This is a genomic window from Salinibacillus kushneri (genome assembly GCF_900111405.1).
GTDB classification, from domain to species: Bacteria; Bacillota; Bacilli; order Bacillales; family Alkalibacillaceae; genus Salinibacillus; species Salinibacillus kushneri.
Window position 1 is genome coordinate 37,577 of the sequence record NZ_FOHJ01000016.1, and the last position, 24,191, is coordinate 61,767.

The following is a 24,191-nucleotide window of genomic DNA, read 5'->3' on the forward strand; positions in this document are numbered from 1 at the left end:
AGGTGACAACGATGAAGAAAACCGTATATAAAGGAAGTATAATCTTACTATTACTTGTGATGCTAGCAGGTTGTTCACTGCCGGGGCTTGCAAGTACATCAAAAGAGACATTGAAAATTGGAGCGCTGGGAACATCGGAATCGCAAATCCTGGCAGAAATGTTATCCATTATGATTGAACGAGAAACAGAAGCTGATACGGAGCTGGTCACACATCTGGGTTCATCCATTGTGCAACATCAGGGTATGACTAGAGGTGACCTTGACATTACAAGTACCCGTTATACGGGAACGGATTTATCCGGGACATTAGGAATGGACCCGATTACAGATCCAGAGAAAGCCTTAAATATTGTAAAGCGTGAATTCGTGGATCGTTTTGATCAAACCTGGGCTCCTACGTACGGATTTGAAAACAGTTATTCCGTCGCAGTGACTAAGGAATTTGCCGAAAAAAACGATATTGAAACTGTATCGGATTTAGAGCCATATGCCGATGATCTTCGTTTTGGTGTAGATAATGCATGGATTAACCGGAAAGGAGATGGGTATGATGGATTTCAGGAAACCTATTTTTCTTTCGGAGAAGTCTATCCAATGAATGTCGGTCTTGTCTACCAGGCAGCAGCTAGTGGCAAGATGGACGTTGTACTGGCTTACTCTTCAGATGGACGGATTAAGGAATTTGATTTAAAAGTTTTAGAGGATGATAGAAAATTCTTCCCACCTTATGACGCATCACCTGTTATAAGCAATGAAGTTTTGAAGAAATATCCAAAAATAAAAGATATTACTGAACGGCTGCATGGACAAATATCCACAGAAATGATGCAGGAATTAAATTACAACGCGGATGTTAAGTTAATGAATCCACGCAAAGTTGCCGAACAATTCTTAGAAAAGCATGGCTATTTTGAGGATGCAGAGAAGGAGGGAAAATGAGATGGAAACCTTAGAACAGTTTATCAACTATTTCAGTCAAAATAGCGACTACATCTGGGTACAATTTTACAAGCATTTTCTGATGGCAGCCTATGGGGTTCTATTAGCAGCCATTATCTCTATTCCTTTAGGCATCCTGATTGCTAAATACGGAAAATTAAGCAGCTGGGTATTGGCATTTGGAAGTATTATTCAGACCATTCCAGCTTTAGGTGCCATGGCTGTTATTATGATTGTCATGGGACTTGGTACAAATACCGTTATTGTGACGTTAATCCTTTATTCGATTTTGCCTATTACCCAAAACACATATGTAGGGATGAAGGATGTTGATAAAACCATTGTTGAAGCGGGTTTTGCCTCAGGAATGACTCGTTTTCAGCTTTTGCGTATGGTCGAATTGCCACTTGCCGTTAGTGTGATTATGGCAGGACTCCGAACAGCACTGGTCATTGGTATTGGAATTACAGCCATTGGAGCATTCGTAGGTGCAGGAGGCCTTGGTGCCATCATTTTAACAGGTACCAATGCAACAGACGGAACTCCGATTATTTTAGCAGGTGCCATTCCAACAGCGCTAATGGCAATTATTGCTGATTTAGCTATGGGCTGGATTGAACGGAAGCTACAGCCAGTAAAAGAATCAAAAACAACAGCCTGATGTTTGAAGTTGCACTTTGTAAAAGAGGTGTCCGTCATGGGTAAAGATCATATAAAAATTGAGAAGAACATTCCCTGCCCAATGTCCGATGGAATCATTCTCCGTTCCGACGTGTATCGTCCGAATGATAATGGTGTATATCCAGTATTAATGCTAAGACTTCCTTATAATAAGGAGACACCACGATATTATGATGAATATCTGGATGTTCCTCGAATGGTGGAAGCTGGTTACGTCGTGATTCTCCAGGACGTGAGAGGACGATTTGCATCAGATGGAGAATTTTATCCATTTATCCATGAAAGAAAAGATGGCTATGAAGCAGTGGAATGGGCGGCAACTCTCCCTTTTTCTAACGGGAAAGTAGGCCTGTTTGGTATGTCCTATCACGGCTATACACAGCTTGCTGCAGCAGTGGAACAACCTCCATCATTAAAAGCCATTGCTCCCGTGATGACGATGGCGGAACCATGGGGAGATATTCTTGGTCATGATGGAGATGCTCACGCTGTAGGTAAGTTTGAAACATGGGTGTTAGGGTCTATCGTTGAGAATCAGCTAAAACGCCGAAATCATCTTGATCAGGTCAAATTCAATCAATATTTGGAACAGTTGGAAGGATGGTTGTATGATGTACCAGCAGATGAATGGACGCCAATGAAAGACCTGGATCCTGACTCGTTCTTTTTTGATGTCATGCAGGGAAATCTGACATCGGAACGGAAGAAAAATACCAATCTTACTGAAAGACTTGGGCAGCTTGATATTCCTGCCTTATTTATGGGCGGCTGGTTTGATGCCTTATTAAAACCCACATTGGAAGCATATCAGGCTTATGGTGGACCAAGTATGCTCTGGATCGGTCCATGGACTCACGATAAAATGACTGGTCATGCTGGAGAGCGATTTTTTGAACACGCTGAAAAAAATATTGGCGTTAATCAATTATCAGATCCAACGGAAATCCATATAAAGTGGTTTGATCAATGGCTGAAGAATAAACCTATCTCTGTCTCCAAACCCGTTCATCTTTATTTAATGGGCGAAAACAGGTGGGAGGCATTTGAAGAATGGCCAGTAAACGGGAATAGTAAAGAATTTTTTCTTCATAATTCTGATGGAAATACCAATGGTAAACTTTCAGCAGAACCTGCATCTGTAAAGTATAAAAGCTTTTTAAAACTTGATCCAGCCAACCCGGTACCAGTACGCGGAGGAGGTTCTTTGATGGCAGGACATGATTCGGGGATGTTTGATATAAGTGATATACATGAACGGGATGATGTTCTTGTCTTTACCAGTGAGCCTTTTGAAGAAGATTGTCAGTTACTGGGTACGGTAAAGGGAGAGATCTGGTGTTCGTCACCATCTCCTTTATTTGATATATCCCTCAGAATTTCGGAAGTGGATTCATCAGGACGTGTCTTTAACATTATCGATACGTTTCATCGGGAAACGGCCCGTACGAACAACCAGCCTTTCTGTTTAGACATAGAAATTGGTTCAACAGCTTATACGCTGAAAAAAGGGGATTGTTTACGGTTGGATATTGCAGCAAGTCAAGCACCACTATATGATGTGAATCTGAATAATGGAACAACAACAAAGACACATGCTAAGGGAGAAACAGCATTTGAGCACATTTATCATGGTGGGGAAATGAATTCGAAAGTTATAGTACAGTTTGCTGCAAGAAATGATGCGTAACTTTTTATTTCAGTTAGCTAATTAATAAAGGAGATTACCGCGATGAATCATGAAGAAAAAATTGAAGATGTCAAAGCGCAGTTTGTTGAAAAGATTACCGATAACATGAATGCGTTTGGTGTTTCGACAAGTATTGGACGTGTTCTTGGAACCATCTATATGCATCGTGAACCAATGACGTTGGATGAGTTATCTGCTGAAATTGGAATGAGCAAAACCCGAATGAGTCAGGTGGTCCGGGAAATGATTGATATGAATATTGCTGAGCGTGTTTTTAAAAAAGGTGTACGGAAAGATTTATATCAGGTTGAAGAAGATTATTATGAAACCTTTATTTCTCTTTTTACTTCTACATGGCAAAAAGCTGTAAAGAGAAGCCGTAATTTTGAACACCGTTTGATAAAAAAACTGGATAAATTGCAGCAGCAGCCAGATCTTACAGAAGAAGATGAAAGAGATATAAATGACCTCCTGGAAGAAATTAAAGAATGGATGGATTACTACGACTGGATACGCAGAGTTACTGAGTTTTTTGAGAGTGGAGAAATATTTGAACATGTACCTAAAAAACGAGGAGGAGAGTGAATATGAATAAAAAAGTTATTCTCTCATGTGCTGTAACAGGAGCAGGAGATACAACAGCTAAAAGCCCACACGTACCGGTAACACCAAAAGAAATTGCAGATTCGGCAATTAAAGCGGCTAAAGCAGGAGCAACCATTGCTCATATACATGTTCGAGATCCGAAAACCGGCAAGCTTAGTCATGATGTTAGCCTTTTTCAGGAAGTTGTCGAGCGAATCCGTGAATCAGAAACAGACGTTATTATTAATCTGACTTCAGGTGGTGGCGGTGACTGGGTACCTGATGAAAAGGATCCGTTAAGAGGCGGTGAAGGTACTGATTTGCAAACCCCTGAAGAACGCCACGAACCAATTGGAAAACTGCTCCCAGAGATGTGTACATTGGACTGTGGAAGCACCAATTTTGGCAATATGCTTTATGTAAGCCCGACTGATTGGCTGCGGAAACAGGCAAAAATGGTACAGCTAAGCGGGGTTAAACCTGAACTTGAATGTTTTGATACAGGTCACGTTCGCTTTGCTAACCAATTAGTTGAGGAAGGTTTAATTGATGGAGATCCATTATTCCAGTTCTGTCTTGGGATTCCGTGGGGAGCTGCAGCAGATGCAGAAACACTTTCTTACATGAAAAATCGCATACCAAATAATAGTAGGTGGGCAGCGTTTGGAATTGGCCGGATGCAAATGCCGATGGCTGCTGAGTCCCTTTTACAGGGGGGGAATATCCGAGTAGGTCTTGAGGATAATCTTTATCTAAAGAAAGGACAGCTGGCTACCAACGAACAATTGGTGGATAAAGCAGTTGGTATCGTGCATAGTCTTGGCTCAGATATTATGACACCGTCAGAGGCAAGAGAAGAATTACATTTGCTTAACCCATATAGAAAGGAAGATTAGAATGACATCACAAGAATCAATCAAACATATTACGGTTGTAGGTACCGGGGTAATTGGGAACGGCTGGATTACTAGATTTTTAGCGAATGGCTATCATGTAACTGCCTATGATCCTGATGCAGAAGCTGAACAAAAGACTCGTGAAGCCGTTCAACGAGCTTGGCCTTATATGGAAAAAATGGGTTTAGCAGATGGTGCAACAATCGATCATTTACATGTTGAACAAGACTTACAAAAAGCATTAGAACATGCAGATTTCGTTCAGGAAAACGTACCGGAGCGGGAAGAATTAAAGCGAAGCGTTATTTCAGATATTGATCAATACGTAGCAGCAGAAGTGGTAATTGCTTCTAGTACATCAGGTATTTTGCCAAGTACGCTGCAGGCAGATTGTCAACATCATCCTGAGCGCGTGATGGTGGCCCATCCATTTAATCCAGTGTATCTTGTTCCGCTGGTGGAACTGGTTGGTGGTGAGAAAACCGAGAAAAATTATATTAAAAAGGCACAATCCGTTTATGAATCAATGAAAATGAAGCCACTTATAGTCAGAAGGGAAATTGAAGGACATATTGCTGACCGTTTGATGGAGGCAATTTGGCGTGAATCCTTACACATTGTCAATGATGGAATTGCGACTACTGAAGAGATAGATGCCTCGATTATCTATGGGCCTGGACTGCGCTGGGCTTTATTAGGTCCGTTTTTGACTTTACACATGGGGGGAGGTAAGCAGGGAATGAGTCACTTGCTCGAACAATTTGGACCTGCGTTAAAACTTCCATGGACGAAACTGAAAGCCCCTGAATTGACCGATGAATTAGCAGAAAAAGTAATAACGGGTACGAAAGCACAAACCAGTAATGTCGAAATGGAAGAATTGGAAGAACGGCGCGATCAGTTCTTAATTGAAATTCAGCAGGTACTGGAAAAATATTGGCCTGGAGCGAACCTTTCAGGAAGACTTTAAGCTTTGAATGAAGAGTGTCAATCGATAGACAAGGGGGAGATTTCATATGGGTGAACCAAAATTAATTATTCAGCATGAGGTACCAAACGAATGGATTGACTATAACGGACATATGAATGATGCTGAATATGTCCGTGCGTTTAGCTGGGGTGTCGATCGTTTCATGAAATTCATTGGCATTACGGATGATTTTCGTGAAAAGCATCAATATACCATCTATACGATGGAAACTCATGTCTGTTATCTGAATGAGATGAAGCTTGGTGAATCATTTGAAGTTCATCTGCAACTAATTGATTATGACTCAAAACGCGCTCATGTATTTTTTGAACTCATAGGTGAAAATGGAAAACGGGCAGCAACAAGTGAGCAGATGTTAATGGGGATTGATCAAAAAGCAGGTAAAGCGACTCCATTTCCAGATGAAATTTTTATGCGTGTAAAGGAGCTGGCTAAAAACCATACACCAGAAGAAAAACCAAAAGAGGCTGGTCGTGTTATCGGGATTAGGCGGAAGAAATAAATGTTGAATACAAAGGCGATGCCTCAAAAACAGGCATCGCTTTTCATTAAGTAGCTGGTGCAAATTCATGACTATTTCGTCTGAATCATAAAACTAGGCAGCCTCATTGAGCCAACTGATTAGAAGGGATTTCCCAAATCGCTTTTCCTGATTTAAATGGATCGGAAAAGTGTAATTCGTAGAAATCTGATTTAGGCACATCAAATGGAATTTCACCTCTTAATTTTCCTCCTGGTTCAATGGATCCGTCGAATTGTCCTTTCATTCCTTCGGTCAAAATTGTTGTACTGTAAGAGTAACTCTCCGCATCCTTTAATTCAATATTCATAATGGAAGACATGGTGACCTCTTCGTCTGTTGTATTTTCAGCAGTTAAGTTTACCACAATGAACTGATCGTTTTCTGGTGTATCAAATTCACCACCTGGCTCAATTCTGGCTTCGTTTAAGGTAATATTCACGCCATCAAAGTTGACGGTATCACCAATAGCAAATCGTTCAGTAGTGTTTTTATCTTCCTCCTGATTATCGTCTTGCTCCTCAGGATTATCACTGGTTGCCCCTTCTTGTCCTTTATCATCTGCCTCTTCAATTTCAGCATCTCCACAGGCAGCAAGTCCGATTGTTAAAAAGAATACAAGTATGAACCATAACCTTTTTTTCATGGAATTTCCCCCTTAAATAGATAACTATATCTTATTCTGGGAGTACATCCATCCTTTATTCATAAATGAAATCAAAAGCTGATCTTAACACTCCCTGTCTCTTCCCCCTTTTAACCTCAATCATTCTCTCCTGTATGCATTCATCTACATCATTTTCTCAACATAAAATGTTCAGATACCTTTTCATTTTTCAAAAGGTAATGGACTAATTTTTACCACATAGATTATAAGATTTCGCTTTTGTGTACATACTAGGAATATAGTATAGTAATAATATGGTATATGTTCACAAAATATTTTGATTATTTATTGGGAGGAACCGGATCTAATGACCCAGCAAACATTTGTATTTCATGAAAAGGCTGATCAGCTCTTACAAAACATTCAAAAAGTAATTATAGGAAAAGAGGAAGTCACGAAATTAAGTATTGTAGCCTTATTAGCACAAGGGCATGTTCTATTAGAAGATGTTCCTGGTGTTGGAAAAACTATGCTTGTTCGTGCATTGGCAAAATCGTTAAATTGTGAGTTTAAGAGAATTCAGTTTACACCCGATTTATTACCTTCTGATGTAACAGGTGTCTCGATTTATAATCCAAAAGAATCTAAATTTGAATTTCGTCCGGGTCCTATTCTTGGGAATATTGTCCTAGCGGATGAAATCAATCGTACATCACCTAAGACACAGTCTGCCTTATTAGAAGGGATGGAGGAAAAGAATATTACGGTTGATGGAACAAGCATTCCGTTGAAAAAACCATTCTTTGTCATGGCTACACAAAACCCCATTGAATATGAAGGGACGTATCCTTTACCAGAAGCTCAGCTTGATCGTTTTTTAATGAAGCTGAATATGGGATACCCAAGTCCTCAAGAGGAAATGGATATGTTAAACCGTACATCTCATTCACATCCAATTGATCAAATCGAACCGATTATGACACAGGAAGAGCTTATCCACTTGCAAAGAGAAATTGATGAGGTATTCGTGAATCAATCCTTACAGCGTTATATTGTTGATATAACAAGTGGTACGAGAAATCATCCGCAAGTTTATTTAGGGGCTAGTCCTCGTGGTTCGATAGCACTTATGAAAGCAGCTAAAGCTTATGCGTTTATCCATAATCGTGATTATATCGTTCCTGATGATGTCAAATATTTAGCACCATTTGTATTAGCGCATCGTATTATCATTACTTCAGAGAGTAAGTTTGAGGATAAAAATGAAAAAATGATTGTGGAAGAGGTTTTGGCACAAACCAAGGTTCCAATAGATAGGGGATAGATATGGGTACAATCATAAAAAAGGTTTTTAAGTTGCTATGTATTTTTATACCCGCAGGCATATTATATGCGTATGCCATGTTCCAGGGTGGTTTTGTTAGTTGGTTTCTGTTTTTTAGTACCCTCCCAATTTTTATTTATATGATTTTATTATTCTTTTATCCAATGTCTCGTATCAAACTAGACCGAAAGATTTATCCTGTCATTTCAGAAACAGGAAGTACTATTAAAATAGAATTAACCTTTAAACGTCCCCGCTTACTTCCTTTATATTACTGTATCATTGAAGATGTTTTACCTGAGTCGATTCATTTTCGGGATACTAAACGGAAAAAGTATTCGTATTTGGCTAATCCAGATCGTTTAAAAGAAAAGCGTAATGCGAAGAAGATTATTTTCCCTTGGTTTAAACGGACCTTTTCATTTGAATACCAAATAGAGGAAGTGCCCAGGGGACAGCATTTATTTAATCAAATTCGTGTTATTAGCGGAGACTTCATTGGTTTTATTAAAAAAGAAAAAATCTACGAAGTGCAGAATTCTTTAATGGTTTATCCAATGGAACGAAACCTTAAATTCCATAAATATGCACAGAGCTTTGAGGAAGGAGAGTCTTCTTCGTATAATCGTATGGTTAAGAATACGATGGTTGTTTCTGGAGTTCGTGAATATATCCCTGGCGATCGTGTATCCTGGATTGATTGGAAGTCTACAGCCAAAAGGAATACGATGATGACCAAAGAATTCGATCAGGAAAAGAGTCAGGATATGTATATTCTTTTTGATGGAACGAAGCATGATGATTATAATTGGTTGGCTTTTGAAGGATCTGTTGAGATTGGGGTGTCTTTAATAGATGCGATTAGGGAAGAGTCTGCCCAGTTATTTTTTGCTTCATTAGGACGTAATCGTCAAGTAATCCCGGTTCACAAGGATTCAATGAGTAAGGAGCAAGTCAAACGTTATTTGGCGACTGTTCAGCCTGAAGATAGTCTTCCCTTTGGACAAATGATTAAACAAGAGGTCGGTAAACTTCCAAAAGGCTATCTATCTATGGTGGTTACAACGGAATTATCCTTAGAACTTTATGATACGTTAATTCAACTTAAACAGAAAAACTCCCGTGTGGTTCTCTTCTTGGTTAAAGCAAGCTCACTAATTTCAGCTGAAGAACGTCAAAGATTAAAGTACTTGAGTAGTAGTGGCGTTGTCATCAATCTACTTACAGAGGGAATTTTAATGAAGGAAAAAATTGAGGTGAACGCTTAATATGCGTTTAGAAACAAACCAGCAACAACGTCAATTTTGGATTAACTCTACGATTTATATTGGCAGTTTTCTACTGTTTTGGGAATGGCTAATACCTTTGAACCAAATTACCGATACAGGAAATGTCAGCATTTTTGTCTTATACACCATGTTTTGCTTTTTCCTATCTTATATGCAGATTCAATGGTGGATTACATCACCTCTTAAACTATTTGGTATGCTTTTTATTTTAGATGGGTTGTTCTTTTCGGAGACCTTCCTGACATCTGCATGGTTTCAGCACTTATTTAATGACATTCAGTGGAATATAGATGCCATGCTCTCCCAACAATGGTGGGAAATGACTTCCTTATATCGCTCATTACTCTTTCTAATCCTATTATGGCTAATGAGCTATTTACTCTATTATTGGTTTGTTATTGCGAAGAGAACACTATTTTTTGTTGTTTTAACGTTGATTTATCTTACTGTGGTAGATACATTTACATTATATGATGCTAAATATGCTATCATCCGAACCTTTGTCATTTCTATGATTATATTAGGGATAACGAATGTTCAGCGTATCATGATTAAAGAAAGACTATTTCGACTTCCGAAGGGAAATTACCTGGCATGGGCATTACCTTTAATTACTCTCGTGCTCTTTTCCGGTTTAGTAGGGTATGCTGCACCGAAATTTAATCCCCAATGGCCGGACCCTGTTCCATTTATTCAGAGCTCGTCTGAAAACGCAACAGGAAACGCTGGATCAGGTACTGCGCTTAAAAAGGTAGGTTATGGGGAGAATGATGAGCGATTAGGAGGATCTTTTATACAAGATCATACCCTTGTATTCGAGGCTACGGTAGAAGATGCTCAATATTGGAAGATTGAAACGAAAGATGTGTATACTGGAAAAGGATGGGTGCGTTCAGAGTTCTCTAAAGAAGAATCCTTTACCTTCAGCGACGATGGAACCATTCATTTTGCTGATACAGCGGATACAGTTGAAACCCAAGAGCGGCAGGGGACTATTTCGTTTAATGAACAACAACAATTACCGAAGCTGGTATATCCGTATGGCATAACAGACATTCAATCAGAGAGGGATCAGTCTTATTCTTTCTCTTATAATCCAGTTACGGGTGAAATTTATTCTCATATAGCTAGTGAAGAAGTACCTATGAATCAATATAGTGTAAGTTACGATCAACCGACGTACTCTTTAAAAGCATTGCGTGAGGCTGGTCAGGAGGATCCTCAGAATATAAAAGATCAATATACGCAAATACCCGAATCCTTACCTTCGAGGGTAGGGGAGCTGGCTCATGAACTAACAGCTGAGGAGACCAATCGTTATGATCAAGCTAAAGCGATAGAGGATTATTTTAACTCATCTGATTTTCAATATCGTACAACAAATGTGCCTGTTCCAGGAGAAAACGAGGACTATGTCGATCAATTTTTATTTGAATCTAAGGTAGGATACTGTGATAACTTCTCTACATCAATGGTTATGCTTTTACGCTCGGTTGATATACCGGCCAGATGGGTAAAAGGGTTTGCGCCCGGCGAAATTGTAGATCGAAGTGTGGACGGTAACACATATGAGATTACCAACTCTAATGCACACTCCTGGGTTGAGGTTTATTTCCCTGAAATCGGCTGGGTTCCATTTGAACCAACTAAGGGTTTTTATAATCCTGTAGATTTTACATCCGGTGAAGATTTAGAAGAATTAACCAATCAAGAGGAAAATGAGGATATTCCTGTTAGTCAAATGGAAAATGAACCACCGGAACAGGAAGAGGAGGAGACGAAATCCAACTTTTCGCTAAATATATCAATCCTCCCAATGGTCATCCTGGGACTTATTGTTTTAAGTCTTCTTGGAATCTTGTACTGGAAGCGATATACGTTTGGTTACTGGTTAAAAAGCAGACAGTTTCGTAAAAACACAGATATAGAAACGTATATGAAGGCATACCATTTTCTATTGTCGCTGCTTAAACATAAAGGATATAAAAGGGGATCAGACCAGACTTTACGTGAATATGCGAGAATGATTGATAACCAGATGCGTACAAATGAAATGGGACGATTGACCAATTCCTATGAACGTATTTTGTATCGGGATGATCAAAATATAAGGGAATGGAATCGGAAACAGGAGCTGTGGGAAAATCTTATCAAGCGAATCCTGTCTTGACCATTCTGTTTGGGATTGGTAGAATAAGAAAAACTTAAGTTAAAGCTAATTTTCTATTAGATTGTTCATTTTTACTTAGTGATTCCGCAGAAAGGGACGTGTACTTTGCGGTAGCTAAAGCACAAATCATGCGACAGCAGCCCAAAATAAAACATCTTAACCTTCATATATCCTCGAAAATACGGTTCGAGAGTCTCTACCGGGATACCTTAAATATCCTGACTATGAAGGCAGATCTGACGTATACAATATACTGGATTTCTGCCTTCTGTATCATAGGTGGAAATCCATTTTTTTGTATCTAAGGGAGCACTATTAACAATAGAGAACAAGAAAGACATCTACTAGTTTAGGGGTGAGTATAATGGATAAAAATCAACAGGAAATGATAGTCGTCTTAGACTTCGGAAGTCAATATAATCAGCTCATTACGAGAAGAATCCGGGAAATGGGAGTTTACAGTGAACTTCATTCCCATCGTCTGACAGCGGATGAAATCAAACAAATGAATCCTAAGGGGATTATCCTATCAGGAGGTCCAAATAGCGTTTATGCTGAGGATAGCTTTCGCTGTGACCCTGAGATTTTTAACATGGATATCCCGGTTTTAGGGATTTGCTATGGAATGCAATTGATGGTTCATCATTTCGGAGGTAATGTAGAACGTGCAGATGACAGGGAATACGGAAAGGCTGAAATCCAAGTTAATCATGAAAATGCTATGTTTAATCGTCTTCCCCATGAACAGGTTGTCTGGATGAGCCATAGTGATAAAGTGATTAATGCACCAGATGGTTTTCGTGTTGATGCAGTAAGCGAATCATGTCCAATTGCCGTCATGAGCCATTCACAAAAGCCTCTATATGGGGTACAATTTCATCCGGAAGTAAAACATACAGAATATGGAAACGATTTATTGAATAACTTTATCTTTAGCGTATGTCAGGCAAAAGCCAATTGGTCTATGGCAAATTTTATTGAGATAGAGTCCCAAAAAATACGCCAGGGAGTTGGCAATAGAAATGTTTTATGTGCGTTAAGCGGTGGCGTCGATTCTTCTGTTGTTGCGGCTCTAATTCACCAGGCTATAGGCAATCAATTGACTTGTGTGTTTGTAGATCATGGATTGTTGAGAAAGCATGAGGCTGATGCGGTAATGGATACATTTCGTGATGAGTTTCATATGAACGTTATAAAAATTGATGCAAAAGACCGGTTTCTTGAGAAGCTAGCTGGTGTCTCAGATCCGGAACAGAAACGTAAAATCATTGGAAATGAATTTATTTATGTCTTTGATGAAGAGGCTTCAAAGCTAGAACAGATGGATTTTCTCGCACAGGGTACACTTTATACAGATATTATTGAGAGCGGCACGGAAACAGCCCAAACCATTAAGTCTCATCATAATGTAGGGGGATTACCAGAGCATATGGAATTTGATTTAATAGAGCCGCTTAATACGCTGTTTAAGGATGAGGTTCGTGAGCTTGGCCTTCAGCTGGGTTTACCAGAAGAAATTGTTTGGAGACAGCCATTTCCAGGTCCAGGACTTGCTATACGGATTCTAGGTGAAGTAACAGAAGAAAAATTAACAATCGTTCGTGAATCAGATGCCATATTGCGTGATGAAATTGCTAAAGCAGGTTTGGATCAGGAAATCTGGCAATACTTCACGGTTTTGCCGAATATTAAAAGTGTTGGGGTTATGGGAGATTCGCGGACATACGATCACACCATAGCTATTCGCGCTGTTACGTCTGTTGATGGTATGACATCTGATTGGGCACGAATTCCCTTAGATGTTCTGGAAAAAATCTCGACTCGAATGGTCAATGAAGTAGAGCAAATTAATCGTGTAGTCTATGATGTTACGAGTAAGCCGCCATCAACTATAGAATGGGAATAAGATTTTTAACGAACATTATAAAAGAAATGATTTAAATTATTCGTAATTACGTTGACAAAAGTAACTCTATCATATACGATAAACTTGAATTTATTCATAAAGAAACACCGTCGTATAATTTTGGGAATAGGGCCCATGAGTTTCTACCGGACCACCGTAAATGGTCTGACTACGAGGTTATTGCATACATGATGCCATTGCTTTTTTATGTTTTTTGATGTATGCAATTCCCTTCCGTAATAAGTAGACACTCTAGGCGACAGCTTGGAGTGTCTTTTTTTCTTTGCTTTTAAACCAGACAGGGAGGAAGGAAGATGAAAAAGTTTTTTAATTTTAATCAGCTCGGTACTGACTATCGTACTGAAACGATAGCGGGAATTACAACGTTCTTATCTATGGCTTATATTTTATTTTTAAATCCTAGTGTACTATCGCTGCAGGATGTTCAGGATTTACCAAACCGTATGGATTCAGGGGCTGTGTTTACAGCTACAGCGCTAGCAGCAGCGATTGGTACTTTGATTATGGGGCTGCTTGCTAAATATCCCATTGCATTAGCGCCTGGAATGGGGTTAAATGCCTTTTTTGCTTATACAGTTGTATTAACCTGGGAAATTCCCTGGCAAACAGCACTCGCGGGAGTACTTGCTTCAGGTCTTATTTTTATTGTTCTGACGTTAACAGGTATACGTGAAATGATTATTAATGCCATCCCGGCTCAAATGAAAATGGCGGTAGGTGCAGGGATTGGTTTATTTATTGCCTTTCTTGGTTTGCAAAATGCAGGGATTGTTGTAGCAGAGCCAAGTACTTTGGTGGCGTTAGGAGATTTAACTGAACCTACGACGCTATTAGCGATTTTTGGTATATTTGTGACGGTTATTTTACTCGTTCTTGGGTTAAAGGGCGGAATCTTTTATGGAATGATTATGACAGCTATTGCTGGAATGCTGGTTGGTTTAATTGATGCACCTAATCAAATTGTCGGTAGTGTACCAAGCTTAGCGCCAACTTTTGGAGAGGCATTTGCCCACTTCGGTGATATCTTTACGATGGAAATGCTCGTTGTTATTCTTACCTTTCTTTTTGTGGATTTCTTTGATACAGCTGGAACGTTAGTGGCAGTCGCCAACCAGGCTGGTTTAATGAAGGATAATAAGCTGCCTCGAGCAGGCAAAGCTTTATTTTCCGACTCAGCTGCTACTGTTGCGGGATCTGTATTAGGGACTTCTACTACAACATCTTATGTAGAATCTACGGCTGGGGTTGGAGCCGGTGGACGTACAGGTTTTACTTCCATTGTTACAGCTGTATTGTTCCTGCTTGCTCTATTCTTTTCTCCATTGTTAAATGTGGTTACTTCCCAGGTCACAGCTGCAGCTCTTATTATTGTTGGTGTGATGATGGCATCCAGCTTAAAAAATATTGAGTGGGATGAATTTGAAATTGCAGTACCTGCCTTTTTAACTGTGATAGCCATGCCATTAACCTATAGTATTGCAACAGGAATTGCGATTGGTTTTGTGTTTTATCCCATTACGATGTTATTAAAAGGGCGAATGAAAGAGATTCATCCGATTATGTATGGGCTTTTTGTTATCTTTGTCTTGTACTTTATTTTCTTAAGTTAATAGATTTGATGAGCCCCAGCCTGGCCTTGTTCCGAGCTGGGGTTTTTAGCGGACAAAAGCATAAGATGTTGGGGGAGAGACGGGAATCTATGAAGCTGTGACTGGATTATGATGTTGTGTGACTGAATAATAGAGAAATGAGACAGAAATAAGAAGAAAACCGACATGAATATTGGAGCAGTCGATTTGATTCCTCTCAAATTGAGCCGAAAACACGCTTCTATCGACCTGATCATTTTTCGCTCAAAAATAAAAAACTTGAATAAATGAAACGTAGACCGAATTATTAAACAAAGAGACAGAATTAAGGAACAAACAGATCAGATTTATTGCATATTAGAAAGAATAGAGTCTCCTCCGTTTATCCAAAAGACTTAGAGGGAAAATCCAGAGCAGAAAACGCTCTGGATCCGTTACTTCCTGCTTTCACGAATGAAGATTCATCAAATAACGGCTTTTCTCTCTAATCCTTATCCATCACCCGTACTGACACACGGTTTTTATTTGATTCTTTGGTAATTAACCGATACAGCTGAATGTTTAGTAGACCGTTTTTGTAGGTTGCATCTACTTTATCACCGCGGACAGGGAAAGGAAGCTCAATTTTTCGGTCAAAGGCACCCTGCAAAATTTCCTCCTGTACCAAATTTCCCTGAGAGGGTAAACTAATTACACCTTGGATTTCAAGACTGGCGTAATCGACAAATAGATCGATGTTTTTAACTTCCTTCATACCGGGTATATTACAGAGAATCGTTAATTCGTGATCAGATTGATATATGTTGATTTGGGGAATAGGGGGCTTCATTATACCTTCAAATTCACTCCAAAACTGTTCACCAAAAAAGTTATCCATATTCTTTTTCCAATCTTGCATATTTTTAAAAGGATCCATACTTTTTACCTCCAGCGTAAGTATATACAAAAGGCGAAATTCCTTAACACAAATGAACTTCCAGTACTATCATCCACAACTGGAAGTACTCTTCAAGCAGTGAAGTTCCTAAGTAGTTAAACTTACGATTTAGTCGTAAAAATTCATTGCTAAATGATGTTTCCTTTAATAATTTATGCAAAAATTGAGAAGTAGGTGATTATAATAATAGGAGTTTCAAATGATAAGATAGAGGAGGTAACGGCATGTTAGATAACGTACTTATCATGGTATCTATCATTTTAGTGATTAATATTGTTTACGTTTCACTTTCAACGGTTCGCATGATGCTAACGTTAAAGGGGCAGCGATATACGGCTGCTTTTGTCAGTATGTTTGAAACGGTTGTTTATATTGTAGGTTTAGGGCTGGTGCTGGATAATTTAAATGAAATTCAAAATGTTGTAGCCTATGCACTTGGATTTGGAATAGGTGTGCTTATTGGTACGAGAATTGAGGAGAAGCTTGCTTTAGGCTACATAACTGTCAATGTTATTTCCACCAATCCTGATATTGAGTTTACAAAGAAGCTGAGAGATAAAGGATATGGTGTAACAAGCTGGTCTGCACACGGCATGGATGGAGATCGTCTGGCAATGCAGATTTTAACTCCTAGGAAGTATGAGGTAAACTTATATAAGACCATTCATGAAATGGATCCCAAGGCTTTTATGATTGCCTATGAACCGAAGACGATTCACGGAGGCTTCTGGGTAAAACAAGTACGTAAACTACGAATTAGACGAAATAAGCAATTAGCTGGTGGTGAACAAGGTGGGAAAGAAAACGAAAAAGCAAAAGTTCAAGGTGGAGGAGAACGAAACGATTCATGATTGTTTAACTCGAATAGATAACGAGGGGTACCGGCCTGTAAAAAGATTTGAAAAACCGATTTTTCAAGAAACAGATGAGGGCATGGAACCTGTAAAACAGGAGATTATTTTTGAAGCTGTCAAAAAGGAAGAGGCTTAGCTTTTACATAATGTTTAGATAATGACATAGAAAATAGGGGGAATAGACATGATTGAGCGCTATACAAGAGAGGAAATGGGTATAGTCTGGGATGAAGAGAATAAATGGAATGCCTGGCTTGAGGTTGAAATCCTTGCTTGTGAAGCCTGGAGTGAGCTGGGAATAATTCCAACAGAAGATGTTAGACTTCTTCGTCAAAGAGCATCCTTTGATAGCAATAGAGTGAAAGAAATTGAACAGGAAACAAGACATGATGTCGTAGCTTTTACACGGGCAGTTTCTGAAACATTAGGCGAAGAAAGAAAATGGGTGCACTATGGCCTCACCTCTACGGACGTTGTAGATACGGCACAATCCTATTTGTTACGTCAAGCTAATGAAATTATTGAAAAGGATCTACAAAAATTTATTGAAATCCTGGCAAACAAAGCGAAGGAACATAAATACACAGTGATGATGGGGCGTACGCACGGTGTTCATGCAGAGCCAACCACTTTTGGATTAAAAATGGCGTTGTGGTATGAAGAAATGAAGCGGAACTTAGCTCGTTTTCGGTCAGCCAGAGAGCAGATAGAAGTAGGAAAGCTATCTGGGGCTGTAGGTACATATGCGAACATTGATCCTTTTGTTGAAAAATATGTGTGTGAGAAATTAGGTCTCACTCCTGCACCAGTCTCTACTCAGACACTGCAAAGAGATCGACATGCTCATTATTTATCGGTTTTATCCCAAATTGCCACATCCATTGAAAAATTTGCCGTAGAAGTTCGTGGGCTTCAAAAAACGGAAACCCGTGAGGTAGAGGAATTTTTCGCAAAAGGACAGAAGGGCTCATCAGCCATGCCGCATAAACGGAACCCTATTGGCTCGGAAAATATGTCAGGTTTATCCAGAGTTGTGCGGGGGCATATGCTCACAGCCTATGAAAATGTTCCCCTTTGGCATGAACGGGATATTTCTCATTCTTCTGCTGAACGAATTATTTTACCTGACAGTACCATTGTGATTAATTATATGCTGAATCGTTTTGGGAACATTATAAAGAATTTAACCGTTTTCCCGGAGAATATGCGAAGGAACATGGACAAGACATATGGACTTATTTTTTCTCAGCGTGTCCTGCTTACCCTTATTGAAAGAGGAATGGTACGTGAAAGGGCATACGATATCATTCAGCCTAAAGCGATGGAAGCATGGGAAGAAGGAGTTCCTTTCCGAACGCTTTTGGAGAATGATGAAACTATTACTGACGTTTTGTCGAAAGAGGATTTAGATGAATGTTTTAATTCTGAATACCATTTAAAGAATGTAGATCGCATCTTTGAAAACATTGGACTGTCGTGATGATTGAATATAAAAGGCTGGATTTTCATAAATATGTTATTGCACAACAAAAAGCTTGAGGGAGTTATTCCTCAAGCTTTTCCCTAGTGTTATATACGGATAAAAACTCAAAAATGGCGACGTCAAGCTTCGGCGAGAAGGGACTAGCTGGACTTCCTTCACCTCCGTAAGTTAAGTCAACCTCGACCCTGATTTTCGTTTGTCTTGTTTCCTTTATTTCTTAACGCATGAGTCCAGTCCGTACATCGTTAACCTGGCAATCCCCGCTTTCGTTCTTAAATCTCATATTGATTGGCCTGACTCTGCTGATTTGTCTTCATTCCTTGTATGACATCTTGACCCATTTGTGTGTTATCTATCAGGTCTGTCACAGGGCAGTAGCGGACGATACCTTCAGCAACCTTCATGGCACCCATAAGAATGAGAAATCCATTTTTGCCATTTTCGCCTCTTTTAACTAATCCGGCTGTACCGAAGCTTACTGATGTAAGTCCACAAGTAATTCGAATCAGTGCATTAATTGTCCCTACATTTTTTTGAACCAAATTTATCCTTCCCTTCACAGTGTTAATGTATTAAACTTTTACATAATAAAAGTTTTTAAGCTATGCACGGCAACTTGCATAATAAGATTTAAGAGCTTGTGCTTTCTATTTAAAAAGGGGGACGAACATGACTTTTAATAGCCGATGGAGAAACAGACAGCTCCGGGAACATGTCGCTGTTATTGATAATCGCTTAATACCAACGCTTGTTTTAAAAAATGCTACGTACTTAAATGTTTTTTTGAAAAAATGGATGCATGCTCATATTTGGATATATGAAGATCGAATAGTTTATATGGGAGATCGATTGCCAAAACATGAGAATGTACAAATCATTGATTGTAAAGATCAGTATTTAGTTCCAGGATATATTGAACCACACGCACATCCATTTCAATTATATAATCCCCATACTTTATCACTATATGCATCTCAATTTGGTACATCTGTTTTCATTAATGATAATCTCTTGTACCTTTATTTATTAGATAATAAGAAAGCGTTTTCTATATTGGAGGAACTGGATGATTTACCGACTTCTCTTTATTGGTGGGCGCGTTTCGATTCCCAATCCTTCTTACAGGATGATGAACAATTTATCCGGAAGGCAAATGTCTTGTCATGGTTAAAGCATGATGCTGTTATCCAGGGCGGAGAGTTGACTTCATGGACGAGTGTGTTAAAAGATGATGATCGTATGCTTCATTGGATGCAGGAAACGAAGCGGCTGAGAAAGCCTGTGGAAGGGCATTTTCCTGGTGCATCTTTAGAAACATTGACAAAAATGAAGCTGCTTGGGGCAGATAGTGATCATGAATCCATATCAGGCGAGGAAGTGTATCGTCGTCTTTTATTAGGCTATCGTGTAGCTCTTAGACATTCCTCCATTCGCCCGGATTTACGAAAAATCTTAAGAGAGCTTAAGGACTATGAAATGACTTCATACGATCAGGTTATGTTAACAACAGATGGTTCACCGCCGTCTTATTATGAGAACGGGATTATTAATATGTGCATTGGAATTGCGATTGAAGAAGGAGTTCCGTTAGCCGATGCATATGCAATGGGGTCTTATAATTCTGCAAAGCATTTTGGTATTGATCATCTGGTAGGAAGTATCGGCCCAGGTCGTATCGCACATATCAATTTCCTCGAAGCGAAGGATAATCCCACTCCAATCTCTGTTTTAGCAAAAGGCAAATGGATAAAATATGACGGTAATGTCCAATATGAACAGCCTTCATTCGATTGGAAAAAGTATGGAATCAAACGTTTAGAGTTAAATTGGGATTTACGTGATAGTGACTTCCGCTTTTTTGTTCCGATAGGCTTGGAAATGGCCAATGACGTTATTATGAATCCTTTCACCATTCATGATAAACTTCAAGGGGACGAGATTTCCACAGATAATCAGGATGCTTTTCTCATTTTAGTGGACCGAGAAGGAAAGTGGCGTATTGCAACTTTATTGCGTGGGTTCACTCAAAGCTTAGGTGGCCTGGTCAGCTCATACTCAAGCGCAGGAGATATTACGTTAATTGGAAAAAGGAAAGCGGATATCCGTTTAGCTTTCAATCGATTAAAGGAAATTGGCGGTGGAATTGTTTTAGCCGATCAAGGAGAGATTATTTGCGAGCTTCCGTTAACAATGGAAGGCAGATTATCTGATGAAAATATGGAAGAGCTTCTTCAAAAAGAAAAGGAATTATCGAACACGGTTAAACAACACGGTTATACATTTAATGACCCTATTTATACATTATTGTTTCTATCAGCTGCTCATTTGCCGTATATTCGCATAACCCAAAGAGGAATTATGGATGTGAAGAAGAAAGAGGTACTCTTTCCTTCAATAATGCGTTAAAATATAAAAGGGATAAAGTATAACAGAGCAAAAAGGTGGGATAAATTGTTTAAAAGATTACCGAAATGGTCCTTTATCATTTGCATGATGTTGGCTCTATTTCTTACGGGGTGTAACAATAATGATGCATCTGATAACGAAAATAAAGAAGATACAGAACAACCAGTTGCAGAACAAGAAAATCCCGAAGAACCATCAGAACCCGAATTTGAAAATACTTATCCATTAACAGGCCTTGGTACGAATGAACCTGTTAATAATCGAATAGTGGGTATAATGGTGAATAATCATACCAAAGCCCGTCCTCAATCAGGCTTATCAAAAGCCGATATTGTATATGAGTTGCTGGCAGAAGGTCCAATTACAAGGTTTCTTGCTTTCTATCAAAGTGAAGAGCCAGAGGTTGTCGGCCCCGTACGAAGCGCAAGAGAGTATTATGCTGATTTGGCCTTAGGTATGGATGCTATTTATGTTTATCATGGAGCCGCTAAACATATAGAGAATATGATTGTCAATAAAGGCGTTGATTTAATTCGTGGTGCTGTACATGATGATGATCAGTATCTATTTAAACGGGAAAGCTTTCGTCAAGCACCGCACAATTCTTATTTGATTTATCCAAATGTCTATGAAGCGGCTGAACAAAAGGGATTAGAAACGAAAAAAGAATATGAACCTTATCCTTTCCTTTCAAAAGATGAGATAAATCAAATTTCCGGGGATGAAGCAAACCGAGTCCATATTGTTTATCGGGAAGGCCTTGAGGAAGTAACTTATGAATACGATGAGGTCAATGAACAATATGTGCGTTACAGTGATGGGGAAAAGACTGTGGAATTAGAAAATGAGGATCCTATTGTCTTAGATAATATATTTATCGTGGAAACGGGACATCGAGTGATTGACTCTGCTTTACGACGTGAGATTGATTTGGAATCAGGAGGCAGAGGATACTTAATTCAAAAAGGAACTGTTCAAGAAGTAGAATGGAAAAATGTCGACGGAAGGATTTTACCATTTAAGGATGGCAAAGAGGTGAAATTTGTACCAGGTAAGACGTGGGTAAATGTTGTTCCCGAATCACCAGGAATCGACCAGTCCATTCAATTTAACTAGAGTACGTGCATAGGAGGGTAACGTTAAACCATGCAAATTGACAAGCTACGTGGAAAAGAACTGGATCAATTATTTAAAGCCATTCTATCCTTAGAAACTATTGAAGAATGTTATGAATTATTTGATGATTTGGCAACGATGAATGAAGTCCAATCATTAGCCCAGCGACTCGAAGTTGCCCGCATGCTAAGAGAGGGAGACACTTACCATGCGATAGAAAATCAAACGGGTGCATCAACGGCTACCATTTCCCGAGTCAAAAGATGCCTAAACTACGGCAATGATGCTTATCAATTAGTTTTAGACCGAATTTATGAGAAAGAGGAAAATAAATAAGAAGAAGCGCATGGAATGAAGAGACCATGCGCTTCTTCTGTTATGGCATACGAATTTTTATTTTAACAGGCTCAACTTTTGTGATCATGCTTAACTGAAAGTTTTAAAGCATGATTCTTTTTTATCTAAGTTAAACAATTTTAAACAAGATATGTTGCTACACTTTATACAGACCTGCTCAATTCAGGGATATGCCCCTAATCTATTAGTAGCTTACCTTTTCACTCAAGAAATCTTTTAATTCACTGATTGACATACGCGTTTGCTCCATGGTGTCACGATTACGTACTGTCACTTGCTGATCGTCACGGGAATCGAAATCAAATGTAATGCAGTAAGGCGTTCCAATTTCATCGTGACGACGGTAGCGTTTCCCGATGGATCCGGATTCATCATAGTCAATCATAAAGTCTTTGGCCAGCTCTTGATAAACCTCTTTCGCTTCATCTGACAGCTTTTTAGAAAGCGGGAATACAGCCGCCTTAAATGGAGCAACAGCTGGATGGAAATGCATCACCGTTCGTTTGGATCCATCTTCTAACTCTTCCTCTTCGTAAGCATCAGAAAGGAAGGATAGAACTAAACGGTCCACACCCAATGCCGGCTCAATGACATAAGGAATATAACGTTCATTATTATTTTCCTGATCAATGTATTGGAAATCCTCGCCGGAATGTTCAGCGTGCTGCGTTAAATCATAATCCGTACGAGAAGCAACTCCCCATAATTCTCCCCATCCAAATGGGAAATGATATTCTAAATCTGTTGTTGCATTACTATAATGAGAGAGTTCATCATCTGTATGATCACGACGACGGACATTTTCCTCGCTTAATCCTAAAGACAGAAGCCAATTATGACAGAAATCAAGCCAATATTGGTGCCACTCTTTTTCTGTTCCAGGTTTACAGAAAAATTCCATCTCCATTTGTTCAAATTCACGGGTCCTGAAGATAAAGTTCCCAGGGGTAATTTCGTTTCTAAAGCTCTTACCAATTTGACCAATACCAAATGGAAGCTTTTTACGCATCGAACGTTGAACATTTTTAAAGTTGACAAAGATACCCTGGGCTGTTTCTGGACGAAGGTAAATTTCATCTGTTGAATCTTCTGTTACACCTTGATAAGTTTTAAACATTAAATTAAATTGACGGATATCCGTAAAGTTTTTTGCACCGCATTCAGTACACTCAATATCATTTTCTTCAATCATTTTCTGCATTTCTTCAAATGGAAGGCCATCGACTACAATTTCCTCGCCCTTGCTCTCAAAATAATTTTCTATTAATTTATCGGCACGGTGGCGGGCTTTACATTCCTTACAATCCATCATAGGGTCATTAAAGTTTCCTAAGTGACCAGAGGCTTCCCATGTTTTCGGATTCATGAGAATGGAAGCATCCAATCCCACATTATACGGGGACTCCTGCACAAATTTTTTCCACCAGGCATCCTTTAAATTTTTCTTTAATTCTACCCCTAAAGGACCGTAATCCCAAGTATTGGCAAGTCCGCCATAAATTTCTGAACCTTGAAATACAAACCCACGATGCTTGACATGATTCACTACTTCCTCCATATTTTTGGCCATTAAGGACTCCTCCTTCATTTTGTTAGTTGATTTTTTCGAACGGGTGTTCTATAATGTTTGTGAACAGAAAAAACTCCCGTCACTAGGCTAAGAGCCCAGGGACGAGAGTTTATCTCCCGCGGTTCCACCCTGATTGATGTAGAAGGTTTCTACATCCGCTTCAATCAAGACGTACTCCGAATTGCCGTTTCTCTAAACCATTCTCCAGGCTCTCACCATCCCTGAATCGCTTCATGAAGAGGATTTAGATACTATAGATTC

General features: G+C 39.2%; 22 protein-coding genes and 2 riboswitches. Of the genes, 18 read left to right on the forward strand and 4 right to left on the reverse strand.

Going from position 1 to position 24,191, the window contains the following annotated elements:
* The first annotated feature begins 11 nt into the window (after positions 1 to 11).
* Genes BMX63_RS16595 through BMX63_RS16625 form a run of 7 tightly spaced genes read left to right on the forward strand, consistent with a single transcriptional unit; the run spans position 12 to position 6,283 of the window.
* The gene (locus BMX63_RS16595) at positions 12 to 941 is read left to right on the forward strand and encodes an osmoprotectant ABC transporter substrate-binding protein (RefSeq protein WP_093137587.1); all 930 of its coding nucleotides are present in this window, start codon (positions 12 to 14) and stop codon (positions 939 to 941) included.
* 1 nt (position 942) lies between these two features.
* The gene (locus BMX63_RS16600; protein ID WP_093137589.1) at positions 943 to 1,602 is read left to right on the forward strand and encodes an ABC transporter permease; all 660 of its coding nucleotides are present in this window, start codon (positions 943 to 945) and stop codon (positions 1,600 to 1,602) included.
* Between the two features lie 36 nt (positions 1,603 to 1,638).
* Positions 1,639 to 3,309: a CocE/NonD family hydrolase gene (locus tag BMX63_RS16605; protein ID WP_093137590.1), complete on the forward strand. Its 1,671-nt coding sequence runs from the start codon at positions 1,639 to 1,641 to the stop codon at positions 3,307 to 3,309.
* A gap of 42 nt (positions 3,310 to 3,351) precedes the next feature.
* Positions 3,352 to 3,894 (forward strand): GbsR/MarR family transcriptional regulator, encoded by a 543-nt coding sequence (locus tag BMX63_RS16610; RefSeq protein WP_093137592.1) that lies wholly within the window; start codon positions 3,352 to 3,354, stop codon positions 3,892 to 3,894.
* 2 nt (positions 3,895 to 3,896) lie between these two features.
* Complete coding sequence (locus BMX63_RS16615; RefSeq protein WP_093137593.1) at positions 3,897 to 4,790, forward strand: beta-keto acid cleavage family enzyme; 894 nt, start codon at positions 3,897 to 3,899, stop codon at positions 4,788 to 4,790.
* Between the two features lies 1 nt (position 4,791).
* Positions 4,792 to 5,760: a 3-hydroxyacyl-CoA dehydrogenase NAD-binding domain-containing protein gene (locus tag BMX63_RS16620; protein ID WP_093137595.1), complete on the forward strand. Its 969-nt coding sequence runs from the start codon at positions 4,792 to 4,794 to the stop codon at positions 5,758 to 5,760.
* 46 nt (positions 5,761 to 5,806) lie between these two features.
* On the forward strand, positions 5,807 to 6,283 hold the full coding sequence (locus BMX63_RS16625) for a thioesterase family protein (protein WP_093137596.1): 477 nt from the start codon (positions 5,807 to 5,809) through the stop codon (positions 6,281 to 6,283).
* A gap of 103 nt (positions 6,284 to 6,386) precedes the next feature.
* Here the strand turns inward: BMX63_RS16625 and BMX63_RS16630 are convergent, their stop codons facing one another.
* Positions 6,387 to 6,947: a DUF4352 domain-containing protein gene (locus BMX63_RS16630; protein WP_093137598.1), complete on the reverse strand. Its 561-nt coding sequence runs from the start codon at positions 6,945 to 6,947 to the stop codon at positions 6,387 to 6,389.
* Positions 6,948 to 7,275: 328 nt separating this feature from the next.
* Between BMX63_RS16630 and BMX63_RS16635 the strand changes: the two genes are divergently transcribed.
* The 5 genes from BMX63_RS16635 to BMX63_RS16655 all read left to right on the forward strand — a co-directional run bounded on the left by BMX63_RS16635 (position 7,276) and on the right by BMX63_RS16655 (position 15,228).
* Positions 7,276 to 8,232 (forward strand): AAA family ATPase, encoded by a 957-nt coding sequence (locus tag BMX63_RS16635; RefSeq protein ID WP_093137600.1) that lies wholly within the window; start codon positions 7,276 to 7,278, stop codon positions 8,230 to 8,232.
* A 2-nt stretch (positions 8,233 to 8,234) separates the two neighbouring features.
* Positions 8,235 to 9,500 carry a DUF58 domain-containing protein gene (locus BMX63_RS16640; protein WP_093137601.1) on the forward strand — a complete coding sequence of 422 codons (1,266 nt, stop codon included), beginning with the start codon at positions 8,235 to 8,237 and terminating at the stop codon, positions 9,498 to 9,500.
* Between the two features lies 1 nt (position 9,501).
* Entirely contained in the window at positions 9,502 to 11,691 is a 2,190-nt protein-coding gene (locus BMX63_RS16645) for a transglutaminase TgpA family protein (protein WP_093137603.1), read from the forward strand.
* Positions 11,692 to 11,834: 143 nt separating this feature from the next.
* Positions 11,835 to 11,936, forward strand: a riboswitch (purine riboswitch).
* A gap of 119 nt (positions 11,937 to 12,055) precedes the next feature.
* Positions 12,056 to 13,597 carry a glutamine-hydrolyzing GMP synthase gene (guaA, locus tag BMX63_RS16650; RefSeq protein WP_093137605.1) on the forward strand — a complete coding sequence of 514 codons (1,542 nt, stop codon included), beginning with the start codon at positions 12,056 to 12,058 and terminating at the stop codon, positions 13,595 to 13,597.
* A 90-nt stretch (positions 13,598 to 13,687) separates the two neighbouring features.
* A riboswitch (purine riboswitch) is annotated at positions 13,688 to 13,789 on the forward strand.
* Between the two features lie 122 nt (positions 13,790 to 13,911).
* Positions 13,912 to 15,228: an NCS2 family permease gene (locus tag BMX63_RS16655; protein ID WP_093137606.1), complete on the forward strand. Its 1,317-nt coding sequence runs from the start codon at positions 13,912 to 13,914 to the stop codon at positions 15,226 to 15,228.
* 463 nt (positions 15,229 to 15,691) lie between these two features.
* Here BMX63_RS16655 and BMX63_RS16660 read toward each other — a convergent pair whose 3' ends face one another.
* Positions 15,692 to 16,123, reverse strand: a complete 432-nt coding sequence (locus BMX63_RS16660) for an Hsp20/alpha crystallin family protein (protein ID WP_093137608.1) — start codon at positions 16,121 to 16,123, stop codon at positions 15,692 to 15,694.
* A 245-nt stretch (positions 16,124 to 16,368) separates the two neighbouring features.
* Here BMX63_RS16660 and BMX63_RS16665 point away from each other — a divergent pair, with 245 nt between their 5' ends.
* Genes BMX63_RS16665 through purB form a run of 3 tightly spaced genes read left to right on the forward strand, consistent with a single transcriptional unit; the run spans position 16,369 to position 18,478 of the window.
* Positions 16,369 to 16,995, forward strand: a complete 627-nt coding sequence (locus BMX63_RS16665) for a DUF2179 domain-containing protein (RefSeq protein WP_093137610.1) — start codon at positions 16,369 to 16,371, stop codon at positions 16,993 to 16,995.
* The gene (locus BMX63_RS16670) at positions 16,970 to 17,134 is read left to right on the forward strand and encodes an NETI motif-containing protein (RefSeq protein ID WP_245732870.1); all 165 of its coding nucleotides are present in this window, start codon (positions 16,970 to 16,972) and stop codon (positions 17,132 to 17,134) included. Before BMX63_RS16665 ends, BMX63_RS16670 begins: the two co-directional genes overlap by 26 nt.
* Before the next feature lie 48 nt (positions 17,135 to 17,182).
* Positions 17,183 to 18,478, forward strand: a complete 1,296-nt coding sequence (purB, locus tag BMX63_RS16675) for an adenylosuccinate lyase (RefSeq protein WP_093137614.1) — start codon at positions 17,183 to 17,185, stop codon at positions 18,476 to 18,478.
* Between the two features lie 275 nt (positions 18,479 to 18,753).
* Here the strand turns inward: purB and BMX63_RS16680 are convergent, their stop codons facing one another.
* Entirely contained in the window at positions 18,754 to 19,023 is a 270-nt protein-coding gene (locus BMX63_RS16680; protein WP_245732871.1) for a YgaP family membrane protein, read from the reverse strand.
* A 127-nt stretch (positions 19,024 to 19,150) separates the two neighbouring features.
* Between BMX63_RS16680 and BMX63_RS16685 the strand changes: the two genes are divergently transcribed.
* The 3 genes from BMX63_RS16685 to BMX63_RS16695 are packed head-to-tail and all read left to right on the forward strand — an operon-like array spanning position 19,151 to position 22,339.
* Positions 19,151 to 20,887, forward strand: coding sequence for an adenine deaminase C-terminal domain-containing protein (locus BMX63_RS16685; RefSeq protein ID WP_093137615.1), 1,737 nt, complete (start codon positions 19,151 to 19,153; stop codon positions 20,885 to 20,887).
* A 45-nt stretch (positions 20,888 to 20,932) separates the two neighbouring features.
* Positions 20,933 to 22,003: a DUF3048 domain-containing protein gene (locus tag BMX63_RS16690; protein WP_245732872.1), complete on the forward strand. Its 1,071-nt coding sequence runs from the start codon at positions 20,933 to 20,935 to the stop codon at positions 22,001 to 22,003.
* Between the two features lie 30 nt (positions 22,004 to 22,033).
* Positions 22,034 to 22,339 (forward strand): YerC/YecD family TrpR-related protein, encoded by a 306-nt coding sequence (locus tag BMX63_RS16695; RefSeq protein ID WP_093137617.1) that lies wholly within the window; start codon positions 22,034 to 22,036, stop codon positions 22,337 to 22,339.
* Positions 22,340 to 22,544: 205 nt separating this feature from the next.
* Here BMX63_RS16695 and BMX63_RS16700 read toward each other — a convergent pair whose 3' ends face one another.
* Positions 22,545 to 23,930: a glycine--tRNA ligase gene (locus BMX63_RS16700; RefSeq protein ID WP_093137619.1), complete on the reverse strand. Its 1,386-nt coding sequence runs from the start codon at positions 23,928 to 23,930 to the stop codon at positions 22,545 to 22,547.
* Positions 23,931 to 24,191: the final 261 nt, after the last annotated feature.